The sequence below is a fragment of the Paenibacillus roseus genome (assembly GCF_016424485.1).
GTDB classification, from domain to species: Bacteria; Bacillota; Bacilli; order Paenibacillales; family Paenibacillaceae; genus Paenibacillus_D; species Paenibacillus_D roseus.
The window spans coordinates 36945-55646 of sequence record NZ_JAELUP010000072.1; the positions used below are offsets into that span (position 1 = coordinate 36945).

20 protein-coding genes are annotated in these 18702 nt (G+C 49.4%); 4 read left to right on the forward strand and 16 right to left on the reverse strand.

The features are described from left to right. Positions 1 to 226: 226 nt before the first annotated feature. The 4 genes from bcp to JFN88_RS14120 all read right to left on the reverse strand — a co-directional run bounded on the left by bcp (position 227) and on the right by JFN88_RS14120 (position 3480). Positions 227 to 697: a thioredoxin-dependent thiol peroxidase gene (gene bcp, locus JFN88_RS14105; RefSeq protein ID WP_438943389.1), complete on the reverse strand. Its 471-nt coding sequence runs from the start codon at positions 695 to 697 to the stop codon at positions 227 to 229. Positions 698 to 888: 191 nt separating this feature from the next. Next, positions 889 to 1680: an ABC transporter permease gene (locus JFN88_RS14110; protein WP_199019942.1), complete on the reverse strand. Its 792-nt coding sequence runs from the start codon at positions 1678 to 1680 to the stop codon at positions 889 to 891. 4 nt (positions 1681 to 1684) lie between these two features. Beyond that, positions 1685 to 2479, reverse strand: coding sequence for an ABC transporter permease (locus tag JFN88_RS14115; protein ID WP_199019943.1), 795 nt, complete (start codon positions 2477 to 2479; stop codon positions 1685 to 1687). Continuing rightward, entirely contained in the window at positions 2476 to 3480 is a 1005-nt protein-coding gene (locus JFN88_RS14120) for an ABC transporter ATP-binding protein (RefSeq protein WP_199019944.1), read from the reverse strand. Before JFN88_RS14120 ends, JFN88_RS14115 begins: the two co-directional genes overlap by 4 nt. 280 nt (positions 3481 to 3760) lie before the next feature. Here JFN88_RS14120 and JFN88_RS14125 point away from each other — a divergent pair, with 280 nt between their 5' ends. Beyond that, positions 3761 to 4858, forward strand: a complete 1098-nt coding sequence (locus tag JFN88_RS14125; RefSeq protein WP_199019945.1) for an LCP family protein — start codon at positions 3761 to 3763, stop codon at positions 4856 to 4858. 94 nt (positions 4859 to 4952) lie between these two features. Next, positions 4953 to 6272 carry a glutamate-1-semialdehyde 2,1-aminomutase gene (locus tag JFN88_RS14130; protein WP_199019946.1) on the forward strand — a complete coding sequence of 440 codons (1320 nt, stop codon included), beginning with the start codon at positions 4953 to 4955 and terminating at the stop codon, positions 6270 to 6272. Between the two features lie 183 nt (positions 6273 to 6455). On the opposite strand, the gene JFN88_RS14135 is transcribed toward JFN88_RS14130, so the two are convergent. The 5 genes from JFN88_RS14135 to JFN88_RS14155 form a co-directional block, all read right to left on the reverse strand. Beyond that, complete coding sequence (locus tag JFN88_RS14135) at positions 6456 to 7529, reverse strand: ABC transporter substrate-binding protein (protein WP_199019947.1); 1074 nt, start codon at positions 7527 to 7529, stop codon at positions 6456 to 6458. Continuing rightward, positions 7526 to 8332 (reverse strand): ABC transporter permease, encoded by an 807-nt coding sequence (locus tag JFN88_RS14140; protein WP_199019948.1) that lies wholly within the window; start codon positions 8330 to 8332, stop codon positions 7526 to 7528. The genes JFN88_RS14135 and JFN88_RS14140 overlap by 4 nt, the downstream gene beginning before the upstream one ends. After that, complete coding sequence (locus tag JFN88_RS14145) at positions 8329 to 9135, reverse strand: ABC transporter permease (RefSeq protein WP_199019949.1); 807 nt, start codon at positions 9133 to 9135, stop codon at positions 8329 to 8331. The genes JFN88_RS14140 and JFN88_RS14145 overlap by 4 nt, the downstream gene beginning before the upstream one ends. Beyond that, entirely contained in the window at positions 9132 to 10241 is a 1110-nt protein-coding gene (locus tag JFN88_RS14150; RefSeq protein WP_199019950.1) for an ABC transporter ATP-binding protein, read from the reverse strand. The genes JFN88_RS14145 and JFN88_RS14150 overlap by 4 nt, the downstream gene beginning before the upstream one ends. A gap of 148 nt (positions 10242 to 10389) precedes the next feature. Next, positions 10390 to 11013 carry a fumarylacetoacetate hydrolase family protein gene (locus JFN88_RS14155; RefSeq protein ID WP_199019951.1) on the reverse strand — a complete coding sequence of 208 codons (624 nt, stop codon included), beginning with the start codon at positions 11011 to 11013 and terminating at the stop codon, positions 10390 to 10392. Positions 11014 to 11315: 302 nt separating this feature from the next. Between JFN88_RS14155 and JFN88_RS14160 the strand changes: the two genes are divergently transcribed. Continuing rightward, the gene (locus JFN88_RS14160) at positions 11316 to 11531 is read left to right on the forward strand and encodes a hypothetical protein (protein ID WP_199019952.1); all 216 of its coding nucleotides are present in this window, start codon (positions 11316 to 11318) and stop codon (positions 11529 to 11531) included. A 32-nt stretch (positions 11532 to 11563) separates the two neighbouring features. Here JFN88_RS14160 and JFN88_RS14165 read toward each other — a convergent pair whose 3' ends face one another. Further along, a complete protein-coding gene (locus JFN88_RS14165) occupies positions 11564 to 11935 on the reverse strand; it encodes a glyoxalase superfamily protein (RefSeq protein ID WP_199019953.1) in 372 nt (123 codons plus the stop codon). 22 nt (positions 11936 to 11957) lie between these two features. Further along, the gene (locus tag JFN88_RS14170) at positions 11958 to 12374 is read right to left on the reverse strand and encodes an Lrp/AsnC family transcriptional regulator (protein ID WP_199019954.1); all 417 of its coding nucleotides are present in this window, start codon (positions 12372 to 12374) and stop codon (positions 11958 to 11960) included. 117 nt (positions 12375 to 12491) lie between these two features. Between JFN88_RS14170 and JFN88_RS14175 the strand changes: the two genes are divergently transcribed. Further along, complete coding sequence (locus tag JFN88_RS14175) at positions 12492 to 13250, forward strand: MBL fold metallo-hydrolase (protein WP_199019955.1); 759 nt, start codon at positions 12492 to 12494, stop codon at positions 13248 to 13250. Between the two features lie 19 nt (positions 13251 to 13269). On the opposite strand, the gene JFN88_RS14180 is transcribed toward JFN88_RS14175, so the two are convergent. The 5 genes from JFN88_RS14180 to JFN88_RS14200 form a co-directional block, all read right to left on the reverse strand. Next, positions 13270 to 14472, reverse strand: coding sequence for a chromate transporter (locus tag JFN88_RS14180; RefSeq protein ID WP_199019956.1), 1203 nt, complete (start codon positions 14470 to 14472; stop codon positions 13270 to 13272). A gap of 169 nt (positions 14473 to 14641) precedes the next feature. Then, on the reverse strand, positions 14642 to 15328 hold the full coding sequence (locus tag JFN88_RS14185) for an LrgB family protein (RefSeq protein ID WP_199019957.1): 687 nt from the start codon (positions 15326 to 15328) through the stop codon (positions 14642 to 14644). Continuing rightward, the gene (locus JFN88_RS14190) at positions 15321 to 15674 is read right to left on the reverse strand and encodes a CidA/LrgA family protein (RefSeq protein ID WP_199019958.1); all 354 of its coding nucleotides are present in this window, start codon (positions 15672 to 15674) and stop codon (positions 15321 to 15323) included. The genes JFN88_RS14185 and JFN88_RS14190 overlap by 8 nt, the downstream gene beginning before the upstream one ends. Positions 15675 to 15930: 256 nt before the next feature. Then, a complete protein-coding gene (locus tag JFN88_RS14195) occupies positions 15931 to 16527 on the reverse strand; it encodes a hypothetical protein (protein WP_199019959.1) in 597 nt (198 codons plus the stop codon). Positions 16528 to 16964: 437 nt separating this feature from the next. Then, a complete protein-coding gene (locus tag JFN88_RS14200) occupies positions 16965 to 18509 on the reverse strand; it encodes a malate:quinone oxidoreductase (protein WP_199019960.1) in 1545 nt (514 codons plus the stop codon). Positions 18510 to 18702: the final 193 nt, after the last annotated feature.

The window sequence follows — 18702 nt, forward strand, 5'->3', positions numbered from 1 at the left end:
TAGGAAGATGAGACTGCTGCCCCCATAAGCTTTTGTTCCAACGCAATATTTTTCTAGAAAATTACGTCCGGTTGACAAAGGAGACGAGTACATGAGGCTGTTATGGGGTGGAATGATAATCGAGGCAATTCTGATAGGCGGTTGCTCCGATTCTGGGAGGAGAAGCTGATAAATGCTGAAATTTAAAAAAGCAGCCACCCGGCTGCTTTTTACTATGTACGCTATGCTAGCCTTTCAAAGATTCCAGCACCTGCTCGAGATGTCCTTTCAGTCTCACCTTGCGCCATTCGCGCAGCAATCGTCCTTCCTCATCAATCAGGAAGGTAGAGCGGACGATTCCCATATATTCCTTGCCGTACATCTTTTTTAGCTGCCACACTCCATAAGCCTCGCAAGCCTCATGCTCCGTATCCGCCAGCAGCACGAACGGCAGCTCATATTTCTCAATAAATTTCTTATGAGATTTCACATCATCCGTACTCACACCGATGACGACAGCACCGCTGTCCTCGATATCCCCGTATGCATCGCGGAAACCGCATGACTGCTCGGTACAGGTCGGCGTATTATCCTTTGGATAAAAATATAAAATGACCTTTTTGCCGCGAAAATCACTCAGCGACACCTGCTCCCCATTCGCAGCCGGCAATGTAATCTCCGGTACAGGCTCGCCAACTTTCAATACTTGCTCCATCATCTAACTCTCCTCTCTTGTCATCCTGGCAACAGCAGCAGTACCGCCAGGGGTAGTGACCTCGCCCCCGACGCCTAGTACCACCAGTCGGTCACATGGCGACTTATACGTTCACCAGAAAGCTTCAGCCGAACTGCCACTATCATTGCCGTCATCTCCACGCTTTCCTCCAACGCAACATTAGCAGCATCATACTAGGAGCCTGCTCCCCTGTAGCGCTTGACGCCATGATTCCAGAATAGCAGCGCCGCGGTAGCAAACACCAGCCCCACAACAGGCGTCAGCAGTGCAAGCGAGCTATTATGCCCACTATCCGCATTCAAAAAGAACGAGGCCGGGTATACGCCGACGAAAGCAAATGGAATAATCCATGTCAGGATAAAACGGATCACCTTATTATAAATGCCAACCGGATAGCGACCATAGTTCTGAATATTATACATCAGCGGCGCAATTCCTGTAGGGGAATCGGAATAAAATCCAATCGCTGTAATCGCAATATAAATACCCGCATAGACGAGCACCGAACCAATAACTAGCAACATCATCATCAGAACATCGGTAAATCCGAAGGATAGCCCGAGCTGTGCCCCGGAAATTACCATAATGATTACACCGACCAACGAGCCGATCAGAGACGGCGGGTCCATATTTTCCAGCACGATCTGGGCCAGATTATGGGCCGGACGGGTAAGCACACGGTCCATTTCCCCTTTGACAATATACCGCTCACTGAAGTTCCACAAACTGAAGAAGGTGGAGAAAAGGCCGTACGGGATCATGAAATAACCATACACGAAGACGACCTCGGCCTGCGACCAGCCCCCCAGCGATTCGGTGTGCTGGAAGACAACCAGAATAAAGATCAGATTCATCCCCTGGAACAGCAAGTCTGACAGCACTTCAATCCAGAAGTCGGCACGGTAGGTCAGACGAGTCTTGGCATAATTTTTAAAATATTCCCAAAATAACTGCAAATAAATCATGTTCTTAACCTCCCTGCACGAACAGCCGGTGCCGCGCCTTTCTCCATATCCATAAAATCGGCAGCAGCAGTACAGCAAACCAAAGTGCCTGCAATCCCAATACCTGCAAGGCCATGCCGCCCTCCGTCCGCCCTGTGAAGACCGAGCTTGGCAAATACGTTATCGCCTGGAACGGCAGCCACTTCATGATCCCCTCCAGCCATCCGGGAAAGAAGCTGACAGGAATGATTACTCCCGAGAACAGGTCAACCATGACCCGCTTCATGCGCATCATGCCCTCATTATTTTCCACATAAAAAGCGAACAACCCCGCCAGCATGTTGATCTGGGTGTTAATCAGGAAGCTGAAGACGAGCATGATCAGATAAATCATCCATGTCTCAAGGCTTGTTGGCAGTGTTACCGGGAATATAAGACAGACGAACACCATTCCGGGCACCATGAAGAGCAGCAGGCGGAACAAGCCCTCACCAAGCCCCTGCATCATTTTGACTAGCAAATAGGAATACGGTCTGATAAATTGGATCGCAACACTGCCATCCCGAATCTCATTGGCAATCTCCCGGTCCAGGTTATTAAAGTAAAATGCCCGTGACATCCAGGATACCGCCACATAAGTAGTCATCTGTGCAACCGTAAAGCCGCCAAGCGTCGGCTGATCTCCGTAGATCGCCTGCCACAAGAAATAATAAGCGCCAATATTAATGGCATAAATGACAATGCCGCTATAATAATTAACACGGTAAGCAAGCATCGTCAAAAACCGGATCCGGATGATATCCAAGTACGCATTATTCATGAAGACACCTTCTCCGATTGGTAAATCTCTCTGACGATCTCGTCCGTATTGGTCTCAAGGATTTTGATGTCGCGAATTTCCGTCGCGCCTACGATACGCGACAATGCCTCTGACACGTTAACGGAATGAGGCAGCCATAGCTTGGCTGTCAGATCATTCTCGGGCCGCCACTGTATATCCAGCCCTTCAGTCCAGCTCTCCATCTGTGCCTTCTTCACCGGATGGGCGAATTGAAACTGGATTTCCCGTCCTTTACTCCAATTGGATTTCAGCGTCTCCAGACTGCCATCATAGATAATAGAACCGTCATCGAGCATAATGACCCGTGAGCATAGCGCTTCAATATCCTGAAGGTCATGCGTTGTCAGCAGAATCGTTGTGCCATGTTCCTTGTTCAGGCCCATGAGGAAATCCCGAATCTCCGTCTTCACCAGAATATCCAGGCCGATTGTCGGTTCGTCCAGGAAGAGAATAGAAGGATTATGCAGCAGTGAGGCAACCAGTTCACATCTCATACGCTGCCCAAGGCTAAGTTTGCGAACCGGACGGTTCAGCAGCTCACCTAACTGCAGTCGCTCTACCAGCTCATCCAGCCGCTTGCGGAAGTCATTTTCCGGTACCCGGTATACCTTGCGCAGCAGATGAAAGGACTCAATCACACCTATATCCCACCAGAGCTGGCTCCGCTGGCCGAATACGACCCCGATATTTTTGACAAACTTCTCTCTTTCTTTAAAAGGAACGTAGCCGCCTACCACTACCTTGCCGGATGTCGGCACCAGAATACCGGTAAGCATCTTGATGGTGGTCGACTTTCCTGCTCCATTCTCGCCAATATAACCGCAAATTTCGCCTTGCGGGATTTGAAAGCTGATTCTCTTCACAGCCTCCACTTCCGTATATTCTCTTCTCAAAAGGTCCTTTAGCGCTCCGCCAAGGCCTTCGCGGTTTTTCTGCACTCTGAAGCTTTTTTGCAGCCTCTCTACATCGATCGCTAACATGAAAGTCTCCTGCTCCCTTCCCTTCGACATTTCCCGGGAAATTGTGTTATAGTTTTGAATAAAAGAAAATGACTTGCTTAGACAACCTCCGCAATTTATAATTTTATGATAATGTGCTAACTATCACAACCGCCATACTCGGCAATCCTTCACTTCATATTTTCTCTACCAAGGCGCTTAAGCGACATGTATAAGCTTAATTTCGGATGGATTGAAATTCAAGTGTCAACATGTGTCATCTTTGTTTATAAAAGAATATACGAATGGGTGATGAAACCAAATGTCTGCTAAAGACGGCAAGAAGACGAGAAAACCGTGGAAGAAATCATGGAAAATGACTTTTTATAGTGTACTTATTATAATTGTGCTTGCTGCAGGGTTTACAGCTTATCAGGGAATTGGCATTTATAACGTACTTGATAACTTACAGAAGTCTCCCGGCGAATCAAGATTTGAGCAGTTTACTCAAACCAGCTATACAGAGCCTCCCAAATGGGAAGGCACCGAGCGCGTGAGCATTGCGTTTCTTGGCGGCGACGGCCGCGAGGAGAACAGCAACGGGATAGCCCGTTCAGACTCCATTCTGGTCGCATCCATCGATCCGGTCACCAAAAAGGCGCATCTCTTCTCCGTGTTGCGGGATACCTACGTTGATATTCCGGACTATGGCAAACAGCGGATTAATACCGCCATTACACTCGGTGGTCCCAATCTGGCCATGGAAACGATCGGCAATCTTCTCGGTTTGAAAATTCAATATTACGTCTATGCCGAATTCGAAGGCTTCAAATCCTTGATTGATGCGATGGGCGGTATTGATTTTGAAGTTGAGAAGGACATGAACTATGTCGATAAAGCAGACGGACACAGGTATGATATTCACTTGAAAAAAGGGATGCAGCATCTCGATGGCGACAAGGCACTGCAATATGTGCGTTTCCGCCATGACGCAATGTCGGATTTCACACGTACCGAGCGTCAGCGCAATTTTATGCAAGCTGTAGCCACCGAGCTGCAATCAACCTGGAATTTGCTGCGGATGAAAGAAATTCTGGAAAGCGTTCAGGATTACATTGAAACAAATCTGCATGTGCAGGATATGCTCAAGCTCGGACAGCTCGGACTTGGCATTCATATGGCGGGCTCGGCACAAGTGCCCGCCATGGATCAACTTTACGACTTGAAGGTCGGAGGAGCGTCCGTGCTTGGCGTCCAGGATGAAGCCAAGGTTCACGAATATGTCCAGGAACTGTTGCAGCAAGATGACTCGTTGAATAACGAGGATAAGGCAGGTCAGGAAGGCGCTTCGGCTGGAAGCAAGGATTCCACAGGTTCAACTCCTGGCAGCAAGCCTGAGGACCGGAAAAATCGCTCTTGAATTAAGGCAGGCATGCCGTCTGATGTGACGTCAGCCTGCCTTTTCAATTTATTTGGATGCATGAGCATCTGCTCACGCAAGGAGGCCATATTACATGTCAACCCAGCAACGTCCACATTCCGCGCGCCTGTATGAAGAGGCGCTCAAGCATATTGTCGGCGGAGTGAACAGTCCGTCCCGCTCCTTCAAGGCAGTCGGGGGCGGCGCACCTGTTTTTATGCAGCGCGCCAGCGGCGCCCATTTCTGGGATGTCGATAATAACCGGTACATTGATTATCTGGCTGCCTACGGCCCCGTCATTACCGGACATGCTCATCCCCATATTACGGAAGCCATTATTCGCGCAGCACAGAACGGCACCTTGTACGGTACGCCGACAGAGCTGGAGATCAAGCTGGCCCTTATGCTGAAAGAAGCCATTCCCTCTATGGATAAAGTGCGCTTCGTCAATTCCGGTACGGAAGCCGTCATGACCACCATCCGTGTCGCTCGGGCCTATACCGGACGCAGCAAGATCATCAAGTTCGCCGGCTGCTACCATGGGCATTCCGACCTTGTGCTGGTGGCCGCAGGCTCCGGCCCGTCCACACTTGGCATTCCGGACAGCGCCGGCGTTCCCGTCAGTATTGCCAGCGAGGTAATTACGGTTCCCTATAACGATCTGGATAGTCTGCGGACCGCCCTGGAGCGTTGGGGGGATGAAGTTGCTGCAGTAATGGTCGAGCCGATTGTCGGCAATTTTGGCATGGTCATGCCGAAGCCCGGATTTCTCGAGGAGCTTTGCAGACTGACACGGGCTGCCGGAGCGCTCGTCATCTATGATGAAGTCATCAGCGCTTTCCGTTTCCATTACGGCAGCTCTCAGACCTATGCAGCCTTCCCTGATCATGCGGCAATCGGGCCTGACTTGACGGCACTTGGCAAAATTATCGGCGGCGGACTGCCGATCGGCGCTTACGGCGGGCGCAAAAATATTATGGAGCAAGTTGCCCCGCTTGGTCCCGCCTATCAGGCCGGAACGATGGCTGGCAATCCGGCTTCCATTTCCGCGGGCATTGCGTGCCTTGAGGTACTGAAGACTCCCGGTGCATATGAGCAGATGGAAAGACTGGCTGTGCGCCTGACGCAAGGCATTCAGGCAGCGGCGGATGAACATGGCGTTGCACTGACCATCAACCGCATTCGCGGCGCATTCTCGACCCACTTCTGCGACCACCCGGTCACCAATTACGAGGAAGCACAAGACACAGACAGCGAGCAGTTCGCCGAATTTTTCCGGCTGATGCTGGATCAGGGCGTATGTCTGGCGCCTTCCAAATATGAAGCCTGGTTTCTGACAACAGCCCATACGGATGAAGATATTGACAATACCGTTACCGCTGCTGCCAAAGCTTTCTCCGCCATGAGGGGGTAATTCTTAGAATGAGTTGGAAAAGCAGTTGGAAATTTACCCGTTCACTGGCCATCATGTAGAGGATGCCCAGCGGCATAAAGCGATGCAATTTGCCGTCAGCCACTGGCTCTAACGATACCAAAAGCGGCTCCACCCCTATCCCTTGGAACGGATAAACGGATGGAGCCGCTTTTTATGGATCCCCTATTTCCGGTGCATCTTGAACTCCAGGAACAGCTCATTATAATGAGACAGCATCCTTGGCCCAAGGTTTTTATAGACTTCAAGCTTGGACGTCATCTCCGGGTCCGGGTAGAACCGCTCATCGCCTGCAATCTCCTCCGGCAGCAAGTCCAGCGCCTTCGCATTCGGAGTAGAATAGCCGACATATTCGGTATTCTGCGCGTTGACCTCCGGGTCCAGCATGAAATTGATAAACTGATAGGCGCCCTCGATATTGGTTGCTGTTTTCGGAATGACCATGTTGTCGAACCACAGATTTGTCCCTTCCTCCGGCACCACATAATCCAGCTTATCATTCTCCTTCATAATTTCCGAGGCATCGCCGGACCAGACAACACCGATTGCCGCTTCTTCTCCGGCCAGCAGCATCTTGATCTCATCTCCGACGATCGCTTTAACATTCGGCGTAAGCAGATTCAGTCTGCGTAGCGCCTCCTGCAAATGCCCCTCATCCGTATCATTCAGGGAGTAGCCCAAAGCGTTCAGACTCATGCCGATGACCTCGCGCGCCCCGTCCACGAGCAGAATCTGGTTGCGCAGGCTATCGTCCCACAGATCCGACCATTTGTGAATCTCGCGGCCGCCGAGCATCTCTGTATTGTAGACAATCCCGACCGTGCCCCAGAAATACGGGATGGAGTATTGATTGCCATGGTCAAATGAGAGATCCATAAATCGTTTGTCCACGTACTTCAGATTTGGAATCTTGGAATGGTCAATCGGCAAAAGCAGTCCTTCCTGCTTCATTTTGCTGATCGCATACTCGGAAGGGATACTGACATCAAAGGAAGTACCGCCCTGGGCGATCTTCGTCATCATTGCTTCATTGGAGTCAAAGGTCTGATAGATGACCTTGATGCCTGTCTCCTGCTCAAAGCGTGCGAGCAGTTCGGGATCAATATAGTCTCCCCAATTATAAATGGTTAGCGTATCTTTTCCCCGAAAGCCCTGCGATGTATTGAGCCAGTTGGTCAAATACAGCAGAGCCCCGGTAATAATGATAACGGCTGCCGCCATGCGAACGAGTTGCTTCATGGTCCCACCTCCGCATTCGAAGGCTTGTTATTCGTTCTCCTGTTAATGAAATAGTAGCCCACGACAAGCAGTGCAGTGAACAGAAAGAGCAGTGTAGACAGCGCATTAATAGATAGGGAAACTCCATGGCGGGCCCTGGAGTAAATCTCAACTGACAAGGTGGAGAACCCATTGCCTGTAACAAAGAAGGTAACTGCGAAATCATCAAGCGAATACGTTAACGCCATGAAGAAACCGGCGAAAATGCCCGGCTTGATAAAGGGCAGCGTCACCTTCGTCAACACTTCCCAGCGGCTTGCGCCCAAGTCACGGGCCGCGTCGATGAGCGTCGGGCTCATTTCTTCCAGCTTGGGCAGCACCATCAGCACGACAATCGGCACGCTAAATGCAATATGCGATATGAGCACGGAGCTGAATCCGAGCTGCAATCCGATCATCGTGAACAAAATCAGAAAGGAGGCCCCGATAATGACGTCCGGGCTGACGATAAGCACATTGTTCAGCGACAGCAGCGTTTGCTTGGACTGCAGCCGTCTGACTTGCCGGATCGCCAGTGCGCCAATTATGCCCAGGATGGTCGAAATCAGTGACGATAGCAGTGCAATCACAAGCGTATTCAGTACAATAATGAGCAACCGGGTGTCAGAGAACACTTCGCCGTACCATTCCAATGTGAAGCTCTCGAATTCCCTCATCGAGCCGCCGCTGTTAAAGGAATAGAACATCAGATAGAAGATAGGGGCATACAAAATAATAAACACAGCCGCCAGATACAGCTTAGACCATTTGATGCCGCGTCTCATTTTGCCCCCCTTGCCTTGCGCCCGCCGGTCACAATCATAATTAGTGCCATCACCAGCACGAGGAATACGGCAATCGTTGCCCCCATACCCCAGTCCTGTGTCACAAGGAAATGCTGCTCAATGGCAGTCCCCAGTGTAATGACCCGATTCCCTGCAATCAGGCGCGTAATCATAAACAGCGAAAGCGCCGGGATGAATACAGCCTGACAGCCGGCCTTCACGCCGTTTAATGTAAGCGGGAAAACAACGCGGCGGAAGGTTGTCCACGCCGATGCCCCCAAATCGCGGGATGCATAAATAAGCGAGGGCGGCAGTTCCTCCAGCGCATTAAAAATCGGCAGCACCATGAACGGGATAAAGATATATACGGATACGAAGATAAAGCTGAAATCCGTAAACAGGATTTGCTGCGTCCCGATTCCAATCAGCTCCAGAAACCCGTTAGCGAATCCATAAGTTCCGAACAACCCGATAAACGCATACGCTTTGAGCAGCAAATTAATCCAGCTCGGCAAAATGACCAGCAGCAGCCAAAGCTGCTTATGCTTCGTCTTCGTAATCAGATATGCCGTCGGATAGGCAATCAACAGCGACCAGAGCGTAATCAGAAATGCATACCAGAACGAATTGAGCGTCATTTTCATATAAACAGGCGTAAAAAATTTCACGTAATTGGAAAACGTGAATTGCCCTTCCACATCAAACAGGGAATAGTACACGATGAGCACAATCGGCGCAATGACGAACAGCACAATCCAGAGCAGATAAGGGACCAGATACAAATTACGCGCTCTGCTAGTCATGCCTGTGCCGCTCCCGCTTCACTATAGCCCTCCAGCCGTCTGTCGAACTCCTCCTCGGATTCGCCAAACCGCATAACATGGATCGCCTCTGGATCAAAATCAAGGCCGGTCTTCGAGCCTACAGCCGCCTTTTTCGTGGAATGGACAAGCCATCTGTTGCCTGCGTCATCAAAACCAATGATCTCATAATGCACGCCGCGGAACAGCTGCGAATCGACAGTAATTTGCAGCTTGCCCTGATCAGGAGCTACCATCTCCAGATCCTCCGGACGGATTACAATCTCTACCGCCTCATCCGGGCGCAGCCCCTTGTCCACACATTCGAACGGTTTGCCGGCAAACTCAACCAGAAAGTCGCGCAGCATCCGTCCAGGAACAATATTCGATTCGCCAATAAAGTCAGCCACAAAACGGTTGATCGGCTCGTCATAGATGTCTGTCGGCGTCCCGCTCTGCTGAATAATTCCCTGATCAAGTACGAAAATCTCATCGGACATCGCCAGCGCTTCCTCTTGATCATGCGTGACAAAAATAAAAGTAATGCCAAGACGGCGCTGCAGCTCGCGCAGCTCATACTGCATCTCTGTACGCAGCTTCAGGTCAAGTGCGGACAATGGCTCGTCCAGCAAAATAATTTCCGGCTCATTCACAATCGCGCGCGCGATGGCGACCCGCTGCCGCTGGCCTCCGGACATTTCGGTAATTTCCCGATTTTCGTAACCGGCAAGGTTGACGAAGCGCAGCGCTTCCTTCACCTTCTCTACAATTGCAGCCTTCTTCAGCCTCTTGATCCGAAGCCCGAACGCCACGTTCTCAAACACATTCAGATGAGGAAACAGCGCATAGTCCTGAAACACAGTATTTACCTGGCGTTTCTCCGCAGGAACCCGGTTGATAACCTGCCCGTTAAAATAAATGTTTCCTTCCGACGGCTCCATGAAGCCTGCAATCAGGCGCAAAATCGTCGTTTTGCCGCAGCCCGACGGCCCAAGCAGCGTATAGAAGCGGCCTCTCTTGATTTCAAAGCTGACCGCCTTGAGAACCGGAGGATCATGATCATAACGCTTCGTCACCTGTTCAAAACGAATGATAGTCTCATCAGACATTCGCAGCTCTCCTCCTTTCAACAGGGCAGAATGATGAAATAAATCCATTTTATCAAAGTTTCATTATAACTTTTTTTACCCAAACTGCAACGGTTTAGTCCCGTTTTTTTGCACATTCTGGAGCATCATGCTGAAATTTGCCTCATCGCTAAAAAATAAAACGGCAGGACCCGAGCAGTTCGTCTCCCCAGAACAATTCCATCTCATCATATTTCTTAATCTCGCCGACTCCCGCAGGGGTCCCTGTAAAAATAACATCGCCTTCTCCAAGACCATAATGACCGCCAATATGATCGATCAGTGTTTGCAGGTCAAAAATCATATCCTGAATGTGGCCGCGCTGACGCTCCTCTCCGTTAATGTTCAAAGAAAAGGACGCTGCTGCAAGCTGGGACAGGCCCTCGAAGCGGCGAAAGGCCGTAATCGGAGCCGAGCTCTTAAAGCCCTTGGCCTTGAGCCACGGAAGCTGCTTGGCCTTTAACTCCGTCTGCACGTCACGAAGCGTCAGATCAAGCCCGAGTGCAAAATCGCCGATCAGCTCCTCCGCCTTTGCCCCCGGTTCATACTCTCGGGCCATGCGAATGACCAATTCCGTCTCATAATGGACGGCCCCGAATTGATCCGGCAGCCTGATCTCGCGGCCATCCAGCAGAACGGCTGCATGGGACGGCTTCATGAAAATCATCGGGGTCTCCGGGGTCGCATTGCCCAGTTCAGCAGCATGAAGCGCATAATTTCTCCCGACAGCATACACATTTTTGATCGTAGACATATGTATCCCCTCCTTATATCCTTGCCAAGCAAGATATCTTTTTCTAAAAAGGACAGGCGCGTATCATTAGGATTTTCGTTTCTCCAGCATTCCTTTGCCATTTCACTGCTCTCTCATCTCTGCTGAGCACTGTTTTTTTTAGGTTGAGCCATAATTTATATCCTTAACCGATTATAGCATTAAGTAACCCCGGAAAGGTTAAATCCATGCCAACCTTTGGGATGCGCTTTCCGTTCTGTTTTGTTAAAATGGAGAGATCGACAACCAGTCACTTCAGAGACTTGATGAGAGGAGAATTCCAGATGGCAATCAACTATCGGCTTATGACCGACCCGGATTTTCAGGAAGCTGTCGATCAGCAGATTCGTGTCCGTGTATTCAAGAGCGATCTGCTGATCGAATCGAGCGCCGTCATTATCCGTTTTGATGAACAGCTTGTTGTTACCCAATCCGGCGTGAGCGAGGTTACCTATCATCATCGCGGAGATTGTGAATTTTTCGCTCTGCGCAAGCGTTAATGGCGTTATCTTCTTAAATGTAATTACAGCGTCTATGACTCTGACATCCGCTCTTCATAAAAAACCAACCGGTTGCCAAACGGGTCTGTCAGATTCATCTCCCGGATTTCCCAAGGCGTATTCTCTATCCCCGGACGGGAGTACTTGTACTGCTTGGCCAGCAGTGCTTCATGAAAGACATCAAGGTCAGGGATTGAAATCCGGATAGCAGACCCGGGCGAACAATCCCCATAATGCTCAGACAGGTGCAATATCAGCTGATCCCTGGAAATTTGCATGTACAGCGGGAAATTTTCTTCAAATCGATGCTCCCAGTCCAGCTGAAATCCGAGAAAATCCAGATAATACTCCTTCGCTTTCTGCTCATCGAACATTCGGAATATCGGTGTGACCTGTTGACTCATTTTGAAATCCCCCTTAAGGCTGCTAAATCTGCTTGCTGATTACGATGGACACTCTGTAATTGGCATGGCGGATCAGTTCCTGAAGGAACTGATCCAGTTCAGTATTCGACGGAAATGCAACCTCTATCAGATAGCACCCCTCGCCGCTGATTCGATAACTGTTCAGGATTACATTGCGATGCCCATCCATGAACTGCATCAACGGGTCATGATCCTTCGTTTTGGTGAAAATATGAATAAAAGCTTGCACAGTATCCCCTGCTTTTTGTCTGTTCATGCGAATCGTATAGCCCTCAATGATGCCCTCTTCCTCCAGCTTGAGAACGCGGTTGGCCGTGGCTTGTCCGGTAAGGTGTACCCGCTCTCCCAGTTCCTTCATCGTTATCCGGCCATCCTGTTTAAGTTCTTTGATGATTTTTTTATCTGTATCGTCCAGCATGTTCAGACCTCTTTCATCATTCAAGTTTTTGTCTCAAAAGACTTGATTTCATCCGTGTACCGCTTCTTGTCCTTATATTATGCTATTCCTGTGAAATATGAAAGGAGGCTCTGCAACATGAAGATTCAACTTATTCGCAACGCAACACTCGTCATTCGGTACGGAGGCAAAAGCATTCTGGTCGATCCTTTCCTCGCAGAGCAAGGCGCATATCCTGGGATACCCAATACAGCCAATTATGAAAAAAGGAACCCGCTGGTCGGTCTGCCGATACCTAATGCGAACATAATAAAAGTGGATGCGGTCATAGTGACGCACCTGCATTCAGATCATTTCGATCATGCTGCAGTTGACCTGCTGCCCAAAGACATGCCGATTTTCGCCCAATCCCCTGATGATGCCAAAGCCATACGCAAATCCGGCTTCCTGAACGTACAAACCTTTGAAGCCCCGGCAAAGCTGGGAGATATTTCGTTCTTTAAAACAGGCGGCCAGCACGGTACCGGGGAGATCGGCAAGCTCATGGGCCCTGTGTCCGGTATTGTGATGCAGCATAGCGATGAACAAACTTTGTATATTGCAGGGGATACCATTTGGTGCAATGAAGTTGAAGAGACAATCGGCAAGTATCAGCCGCAAGTAATTGTCGTGAACGGTGGCGCAGCCCAGCCTCTGGGCGCTGACCCGATTACGATGACGAAGGAAGATATACACCAGGTTCATATGGCAGCCAGGGACTCGACCATCATTGTATGCCATATGGAAGCTGTTAACCATTGCCTGCTGACCCGTGAAGAATTGCGCAGCTACGTATCCGATCAGGGCCTTGCATCCAAAGTGCGTGTTCCCGAGGACGGCGAAACGATCGCTTTGTAAGGAATTCAATTTCATTTGATTAAAGCACTGAAGCCAGCCATCCGCCCAATGCTCCGATAATGACGACCAGCCACGGCGGGGCTTTCCAAAAAGTAAGACCTGCAAACAAAATCGCCGCCATGGCAAAATCGATCCCATCCGCAATCGTACTGGTCCAGATCGGGTTATACAACGCTGCAATCAAAATGCCTACAACGGCCGCATTCACCCCGGCAAGCGCGCCTTGAATGCTCGGCTTTTTCCGCAACATATCCCAAAACGGCAAAGCGCCGACTACAAGCAGAAATGCAGGAAGGAATATCCCGAGTGTGGCGACAAGAGCGCCGAACCAGCCTCCCATTAATGCCCCTAAATATGCCGCGAACGTAAACAGTGGCCCGGGAACCGCCTGGGCTGCGCCATATCCGGCCAGAAATTCCTCTTTGGACAACCAGCCTGCAGGGACAGCCTCCCGCTCCAGGAGCGGAAGCACTACATGGCCGCCGCCAAAGACCAGCGAACCGGAACGATAGAAGCTGTCAAACACCGACAGCCAGTGTGAAGAGCCGCTATTAGCCAGCAACGGCAGAAAAATCAGCAAGACAACAAACAAAATCAGACTTCCTGCTGCTATTGAACGCCGGACCGGCACCCGGATTGCCGGAAGACCAGCATCGCCGTTGCCCTTGTACAGTATCATCCCCGAGATTGCCGCCAAGAACATGGCAACGATCTGGCTCCATGCTGTCGGCCACAGTAAAACAAACGCCATAGCCAAGATTGCGATAGTCGCCCGATTGCGATCAGGGGCAAGCTTTTGCCCCATACTTAGGACAGCTTGGGCTACAATGGCAACAGCCACCAGCTTGAGTCCGTGAACCCAACCGGCTTGGGCAACATCAAACCCTTGAATAAGATGAGCGAATAACACCAGGGCGATAACCGATGGCAGCGTAAAACCGATCCAGGCCGCAATTCCGCCTAATAATCCAGCTCTCATCACACCAATGACTATGCCAACCTGACTGCTCGCAGGACCAGGGAGGAATTGGCATAACGCCACTAAATCCGCATAGTTGCGGTCATCTATCCACTGCCTTCTCTTTATATATTCATTATAAAAATACCCCAAATGCGCTGCTGGCCCCCCAAATGAGGTTAAGCCAAGCTTTGTTGAAACTGCCAATATCTCCATTACAGCACGCAATCGCTCCGTTCTCTTCTTTCGAGTCGCAGCCTCCATTCTTCAAGCCCCCTTATACGATGTTGGAGCTAGTATATCAAGGAAAGATTATCCCTATTTTAACAAAACGCTCCGTAGTCGCGGGACGTTAAAAAAAAGCAGGAAACGGAGCATCACAGGTACGCTAAAATGGATGAGTTCATAGGACTGCCCATTCTTTGTCTTAAAATTACCACCATGCAAGAGGTATGCACAGCAGCGGTGTCAACATGCTTGAAAGTCCCATTGCAAAACCGCTGATTCCTCCCTGCAGTTCGGAATCCCGCAAAATACGCGCCGTACCGATCCCGTGGGCGGCAGTCCCCATCGCTGTTCCAACTGCTGTATCACTGCGTATACGACACAGCTTCAATAGCTGGGGACCAATCATGCTTCCCAGCAGCCCCGTCAGTACAGTGAAAACACCAGCCAGTTCCGGTGTGCCGCCAAGCGTGCGGGCAATTTCAATCGCAACCGGCGTTGTCACCGATTTGGGAAGCATAGACGACAAGGTATCTCTGGATGCGGAGAACAGACTGGACAGTACCCATACGGAGAGAAGACCGCTTACTGCCCCTGCTGCAACCCCAGCGGCAATCGGGATGATCTGCCCCTTCAGTTTGGTCGCATTTTTATAGAAGGGGACCGCCAGTGCAACAGTAGCCGGCCCCAGGAAAAACGTGATAATATCCCCGCCTGCGCGGTAAGAAGTATAGGGAATTTTGAAGACCAGGAGCAGCAGCATGAGGGAGCCAGCCGTCAGGAATAACGGATTCAACCAGCGGAGTCTGTGATTGATCAGTTGAGCCAAAGTGTAGAACAACACCGTGACCGTCATGCCGAATAGCGGCATGTTATTGAATACATCACTATTCATGAGCCTTTTCCTCCTGTTTCCCGCCAAGCCATGTTGTCACATAGCCGGATACAAGCAGCACAATTACAGTTGCCCCGATCAGGCTTGCCGCAATTGGCAACCATTCCGAGCCGATCCTTCCGAAGAACAACATTGTACCTACAATTATGGGGGCAAAAAAGATCATCATATGACGCAGCAAAAATTGCGCCGTATCCTCCACCCACTCCAGCTTCACCCAGCCTGCAAACAAGCTGATGACCAGCAATATCAGGCCGATCACATTTCCGGCAACCGGAAGATCGAATACCGCACGAATCAAATAGCCGAGCAATGAAAAGCCCAGCAGAATGGATAAACCTTTCATTTTTCCGCCTCGCCTTTTTATACTAAAATCAAACCTCCAGTTGCAATAAAAACAAGCAATTCCATTCTAGTTGATCCGTCAAAAAGTGACAACCTTATTTATTCGACAAAAAAGCAGCCTTTATGCCCGTACCAACGTAAATGCCTTTTCCGCCCTGTGACGAGCAAAAGCTTCGTTTTTAACGCAAAAAACACCGCAACTGGCGTGTGCCTGAAGCCGTGCTTTTGGAGTTGAAATCTCTATGTTATCAGATCAATTACAAGTGAATGATGGCAAACCGGCTATCCTTGAGGATTTCTCCAAGTATGCGCTGCTTGGTTTCATTCATTTCTTTGTCCGGGTCTGTTCTGTCAATATTATATTTGCCGAGATTGCCGCTCATGACGAAATAGCAGCCTTTATCGTTTTTCTTGAGAAACAACAAGTATTTGCTGCCTTTTTGCAGCTCCTTGTAATTAGGTCGTGTAATTTTAGATATCCCATCGAGTCCTTGAGAATAGCTGACCGGTTCCCCAACGCGAATCTCCGTGTTTTCACTGATCTGTCCTTTAATAACTCTATCTACATTAACTGTCGTCACCGTATAAAAATCCTGCAACGGCCCTTTGGAAGCCAGTGGACTGTTCATATGCTCCCTGTCACGAAAGGCCTGTTCCGTTGAACCGATCACAATCAGATCAGCTTCCTGGAACAGCTCCTCTGCGGAATGGTACGAAAGGTATAGCGCAGGGGCTACAATCACTTTCTCATTCACGGCACTATAGACGGTTGTATAATAAATCATCGCGCACAAGATTGCGATCGCCACTCCGGCTGCAACCCGATACCATTTGCGGATAGCCAAAGTTCCCATAGCCAAATCCTCCATCATAATTACTCTTTTACTCTTTGCTTAATAGACGGCCTGTTAGAGAACAAGGTTGCCTGCAACTCCTGCACAGTCGTTCTTGAGGCGCCGTTAATATTATCCAGCGCGTGTTCGAGTAAACTCGGGCAGCAACTATGTATTGTAATAGGCCCGCAACCTGTAAATGAAGTATAGCAAACTGAAAGTTGAGGAATCGTTAGTTTTCGTTTTTTTGATTTTGTTATTTTTTCTCTATTTTTCTAATTGTTACATCGTTGGTTTTTCCCAGCAAACGACGCTTCCTCTACTCAAAAAAGGCAATCCTTCGCTTTTTAGAAACAGCAAACCCCATAAATCTCCAATCATTGGAGGTTTATGGGGTTTGCCTCACGCACCGTTTACAACACATCTACGACCTGCAAAACGAAGTCTTGCCATTTATCTTAGCCCAATTTAATTTCATCCGCTGTATGCTCTATAAAAGGCGGTTTGTCGTCCAAACCAAGCGCCTTTGCCGTGGAAGCATGAATTTCGCGAATAAGCTCCGGCTTTTTCAACAACTGCACACCATAGGAAGGAATCATTTCTTTTAATTTTGGCTCCCATGCCTTCACATGCTGCGGGAAGCATTTTTGAATAACTTCAAGCATAACGGAAACAGCCGTTGATGCTCCTGGCGAAGCGCCAAGCAATGCAGCGATCGAGCCATCTGCGGCACTGATAACTTCCGTACCGAACTGCAGTGTTCCTTTTCCTGCAGCTGTGTCCTTAATAATTTGCACACGCTGACCAGCCACCAGGAGATCCCAATCCTCGCTTTTGGCATTCGGGATAAATTCCCGCAAAGCTTCCATACGCTGTTCCTTCGACAACATAACCTGCTTGATCAGGTAGGTGGTAAGAGACATGTTCTTAACACCCGCCGCCATCATCGTTACGAGATTATGCGGTTTGACCGAGGTGATCAAATCGAACATCGAGCCGGTCTTCAGGAACTTCGGGGTAAAGCCGGCGAATGGTCCGAAGAGCAGAGATTCCTTGTTGTCGATGACCCTGGTGTCCAGATGCGGAACCGACATTGGGGGCGCGCCAACTGGAGCTTTGCCGTACACTTTGGCATGATGCTTCGCAACAATATCCGGATTCTGGCACACCATGAATAGTCCGCTGACCGGAAATCCTCCGATGCCTTTCCCTTCCGGGATACCGGATTTTTGCAGCAGATGCAGACTTCCTCCTCCGCCCCCGATAAAGACAAATTTGGCCCGTTGACGTTCTACGGTACCTTGATCCATATTTCGTATTTTTAATTCCCATAAACCTTCGCTGGTCCGTTTGATATCTTCCACACTATGCTTGAATTTAATACCAACATTTTGGCTCTTCAATTGGTCAAACAGAATGCGCGTTAAAGCGCCAAAATTGACATCCGTCCCGGATTCAATTCTTGTGGCGGCAATCGGCTCATTCGCGGCCCGGTCCTTCAGCATCAGTGGGATCCATTCCGCAAGTTTGGCCGGATCATCGGAAAACTCCATACCTTGGAACAACGGATTGCCGGACATCGCTTCAAAGCGTTTCTTCAAAAAGGCTACATCCTTCTCCCCATGAACGAAGCTCATATGAGGTACGGATGCGATGAAATCCCGCGGGTTGCGAATCAGCTTGCTGTTAACCAGATAAGACCAGAACTGCCTTGATACCTGGAACTCTTCATTTACCTTGACCGCTTTGCTGATATCTACCGATCCGTCCGGTTTTTGAACGGTGTAATTCAGTTCACACAATGAAGCGTGACCCGTTCCAGCATTATTCCATTCGTTCGAGCTTTCTTCGCCTGCTTTGGCAAGCTTCTCATACACTGTAATTTCCCAGTCCGGCACTAATTCTTTCAGTAGCGACCCCAAGGTCGCACTCATGATTCCGGCACCAATCAAGATAACATCTGCTGTGGTTTGTCTGTTACTCATGTTTACCGTCCTTACCATGATATTACTTGAAGAAAACCCAGGCGCTCCTGCTTCATCTCCATAGCAAGTCAGGCTGCAACCTGGTCAAACACCTTTTCTGAACCCATTGAAACCTGATCTTTGTATATATCATTATGATTTTTGAAAATAAAAAACTATCTTCTATTATATGATAGTTAAATGTGATTTGAAAGGAGGTAAATATAGTGAT

What these genes read in the sequence shown, in the direction of transcription:
- bcp (WP_438943389.1), bottom strand. Translation starts at nt 697, where the DNA reads ATGATGGAGCAAGTATTGAAAGTTGGCGAGCCTGTACCGGAGATTACA.
- JFN88_RS14110 (WP_199019942.1), bottom strand. Translation starts at nt 1,680, where the DNA reads ATGATTTATTTGCAGTTATTTTGGGAATATTTTAAAAATTATGCCAAG.
- JFN88_RS14115 (WP_199019943.1), bottom strand. Translation starts at nt 2,479, where the DNA reads ATGAATAATGCGTACTTGGATATCATCCGGATCCGGTTTTTGACGATG.
- JFN88_RS14120 (WP_199019944.1), bottom strand. Translation starts at nt 3,480, where the DNA reads ATGTTAGCGATCGATGTAGAGAGGCTGCAAAAAAGCTTCAGAGTGCAG.
- JFN88_RS14125 (WP_199019945.1), top strand. Translation starts at nt 3,761, where the DNA reads ATGTCTGCTAAAGACGGCAAGAAGACGAGAAAACCGTGGAAGAAATCA.
- JFN88_RS14130 (WP_199019946.1), top strand. Translation starts at nt 4,953, where the DNA reads ATGTCAACCCAGCAACGTCCACATTCCGCGCGCCTGTATGAAGAGGCG.
- JFN88_RS14135 (WP_199019947.1), bottom strand. Translation starts at nt 7,529, where the DNA reads ATGAAGCAACTCGTTCGCATGGCGGCAGCCGTTATCATTATTACCGGG.
- JFN88_RS14140 (WP_199019948.1), bottom strand. Translation starts at nt 8,332, where the DNA reads ATGAGACGCGGCATCAAATGGTCTAAGCTGTATCTGGCGGCTGTGTTT.
- JFN88_RS14145 (WP_199019949.1), bottom strand. Translation starts at nt 9,135, where the DNA reads ATGACTAGCAGAGCGCGTAATTTGTATCTGGTCCCTTATCTGCTCTGG.
- JFN88_RS14150 (WP_199019950.1), bottom strand. Translation starts at nt 10,241, where the DNA reads ATGTCTGATGAGACTATCATTCGTTTTGAACAGGTGACGAAGCGTTAT.
- JFN88_RS14155 (WP_199019951.1), bottom strand. Translation starts at nt 11,013, where the DNA reads ATGTCTACGATCAAAAATGTGTATGCTGTCGGGAGAAATTATGCGCTT.
- JFN88_RS14160 (WP_199019952.1), top strand. Translation starts at nt 11,316, where the DNA reads ATGGCAATCAACTATCGGCTTATGACCGACCCGGATTTTCAGGAAGCT.
- JFN88_RS14165 (WP_199019953.1), bottom strand. Translation starts at nt 11,935, where the DNA reads ATGAGTCAACAGGTCACACCGATATTCCGAATGTTCGATGAGCAGAAA.
- JFN88_RS14170 (WP_199019954.1), bottom strand. Translation starts at nt 12,374, where the DNA reads ATGCTGGACGATACAGATAAAAAAATCATCAAAGAACTTAAACAGGAT.
- JFN88_RS14175 (WP_199019955.1), top strand. Translation starts at nt 12,492, where the DNA reads ATGAAGATTCAACTTATTCGCAACGCAACACTCGTCATTCGGTACGGA.
- JFN88_RS14180 (WP_199019956.1), bottom strand. Translation starts at nt 14,472, where the DNA reads ATGGAGGCTGCGACTCGAAAGAAGAGAACGGAGCGATTGCGTGCTGTA.
- JFN88_RS14185 (WP_199019957.1), bottom strand. Translation starts at nt 15,328, where the DNA reads ATGAATAGTGATGTATTCAATAACATGCCGCTATTCGGCATGACGGTC.
- JFN88_RS14190 (WP_199019958.1), bottom strand. Translation starts at nt 15,674, where the DNA reads ATGAAAGGTTTATCCATTCTGCTGGGCTTTTCATTGCTCGGCTATTTG.
- JFN88_RS14195 (WP_199019959.1), bottom strand. Translation starts at nt 16,527, where the DNA reads ATGGGAACTTTGGCTATCCGCAAATGGTATCGGGTTGCAGCCGGAGTG.
- JFN88_RS14200 (WP_199019960.1), bottom strand. Translation starts at nt 18,509, where the DNA reads ATGGTAAGGACGGTAAACATGAGTAACAGACAAACCACAGCAGATGTT.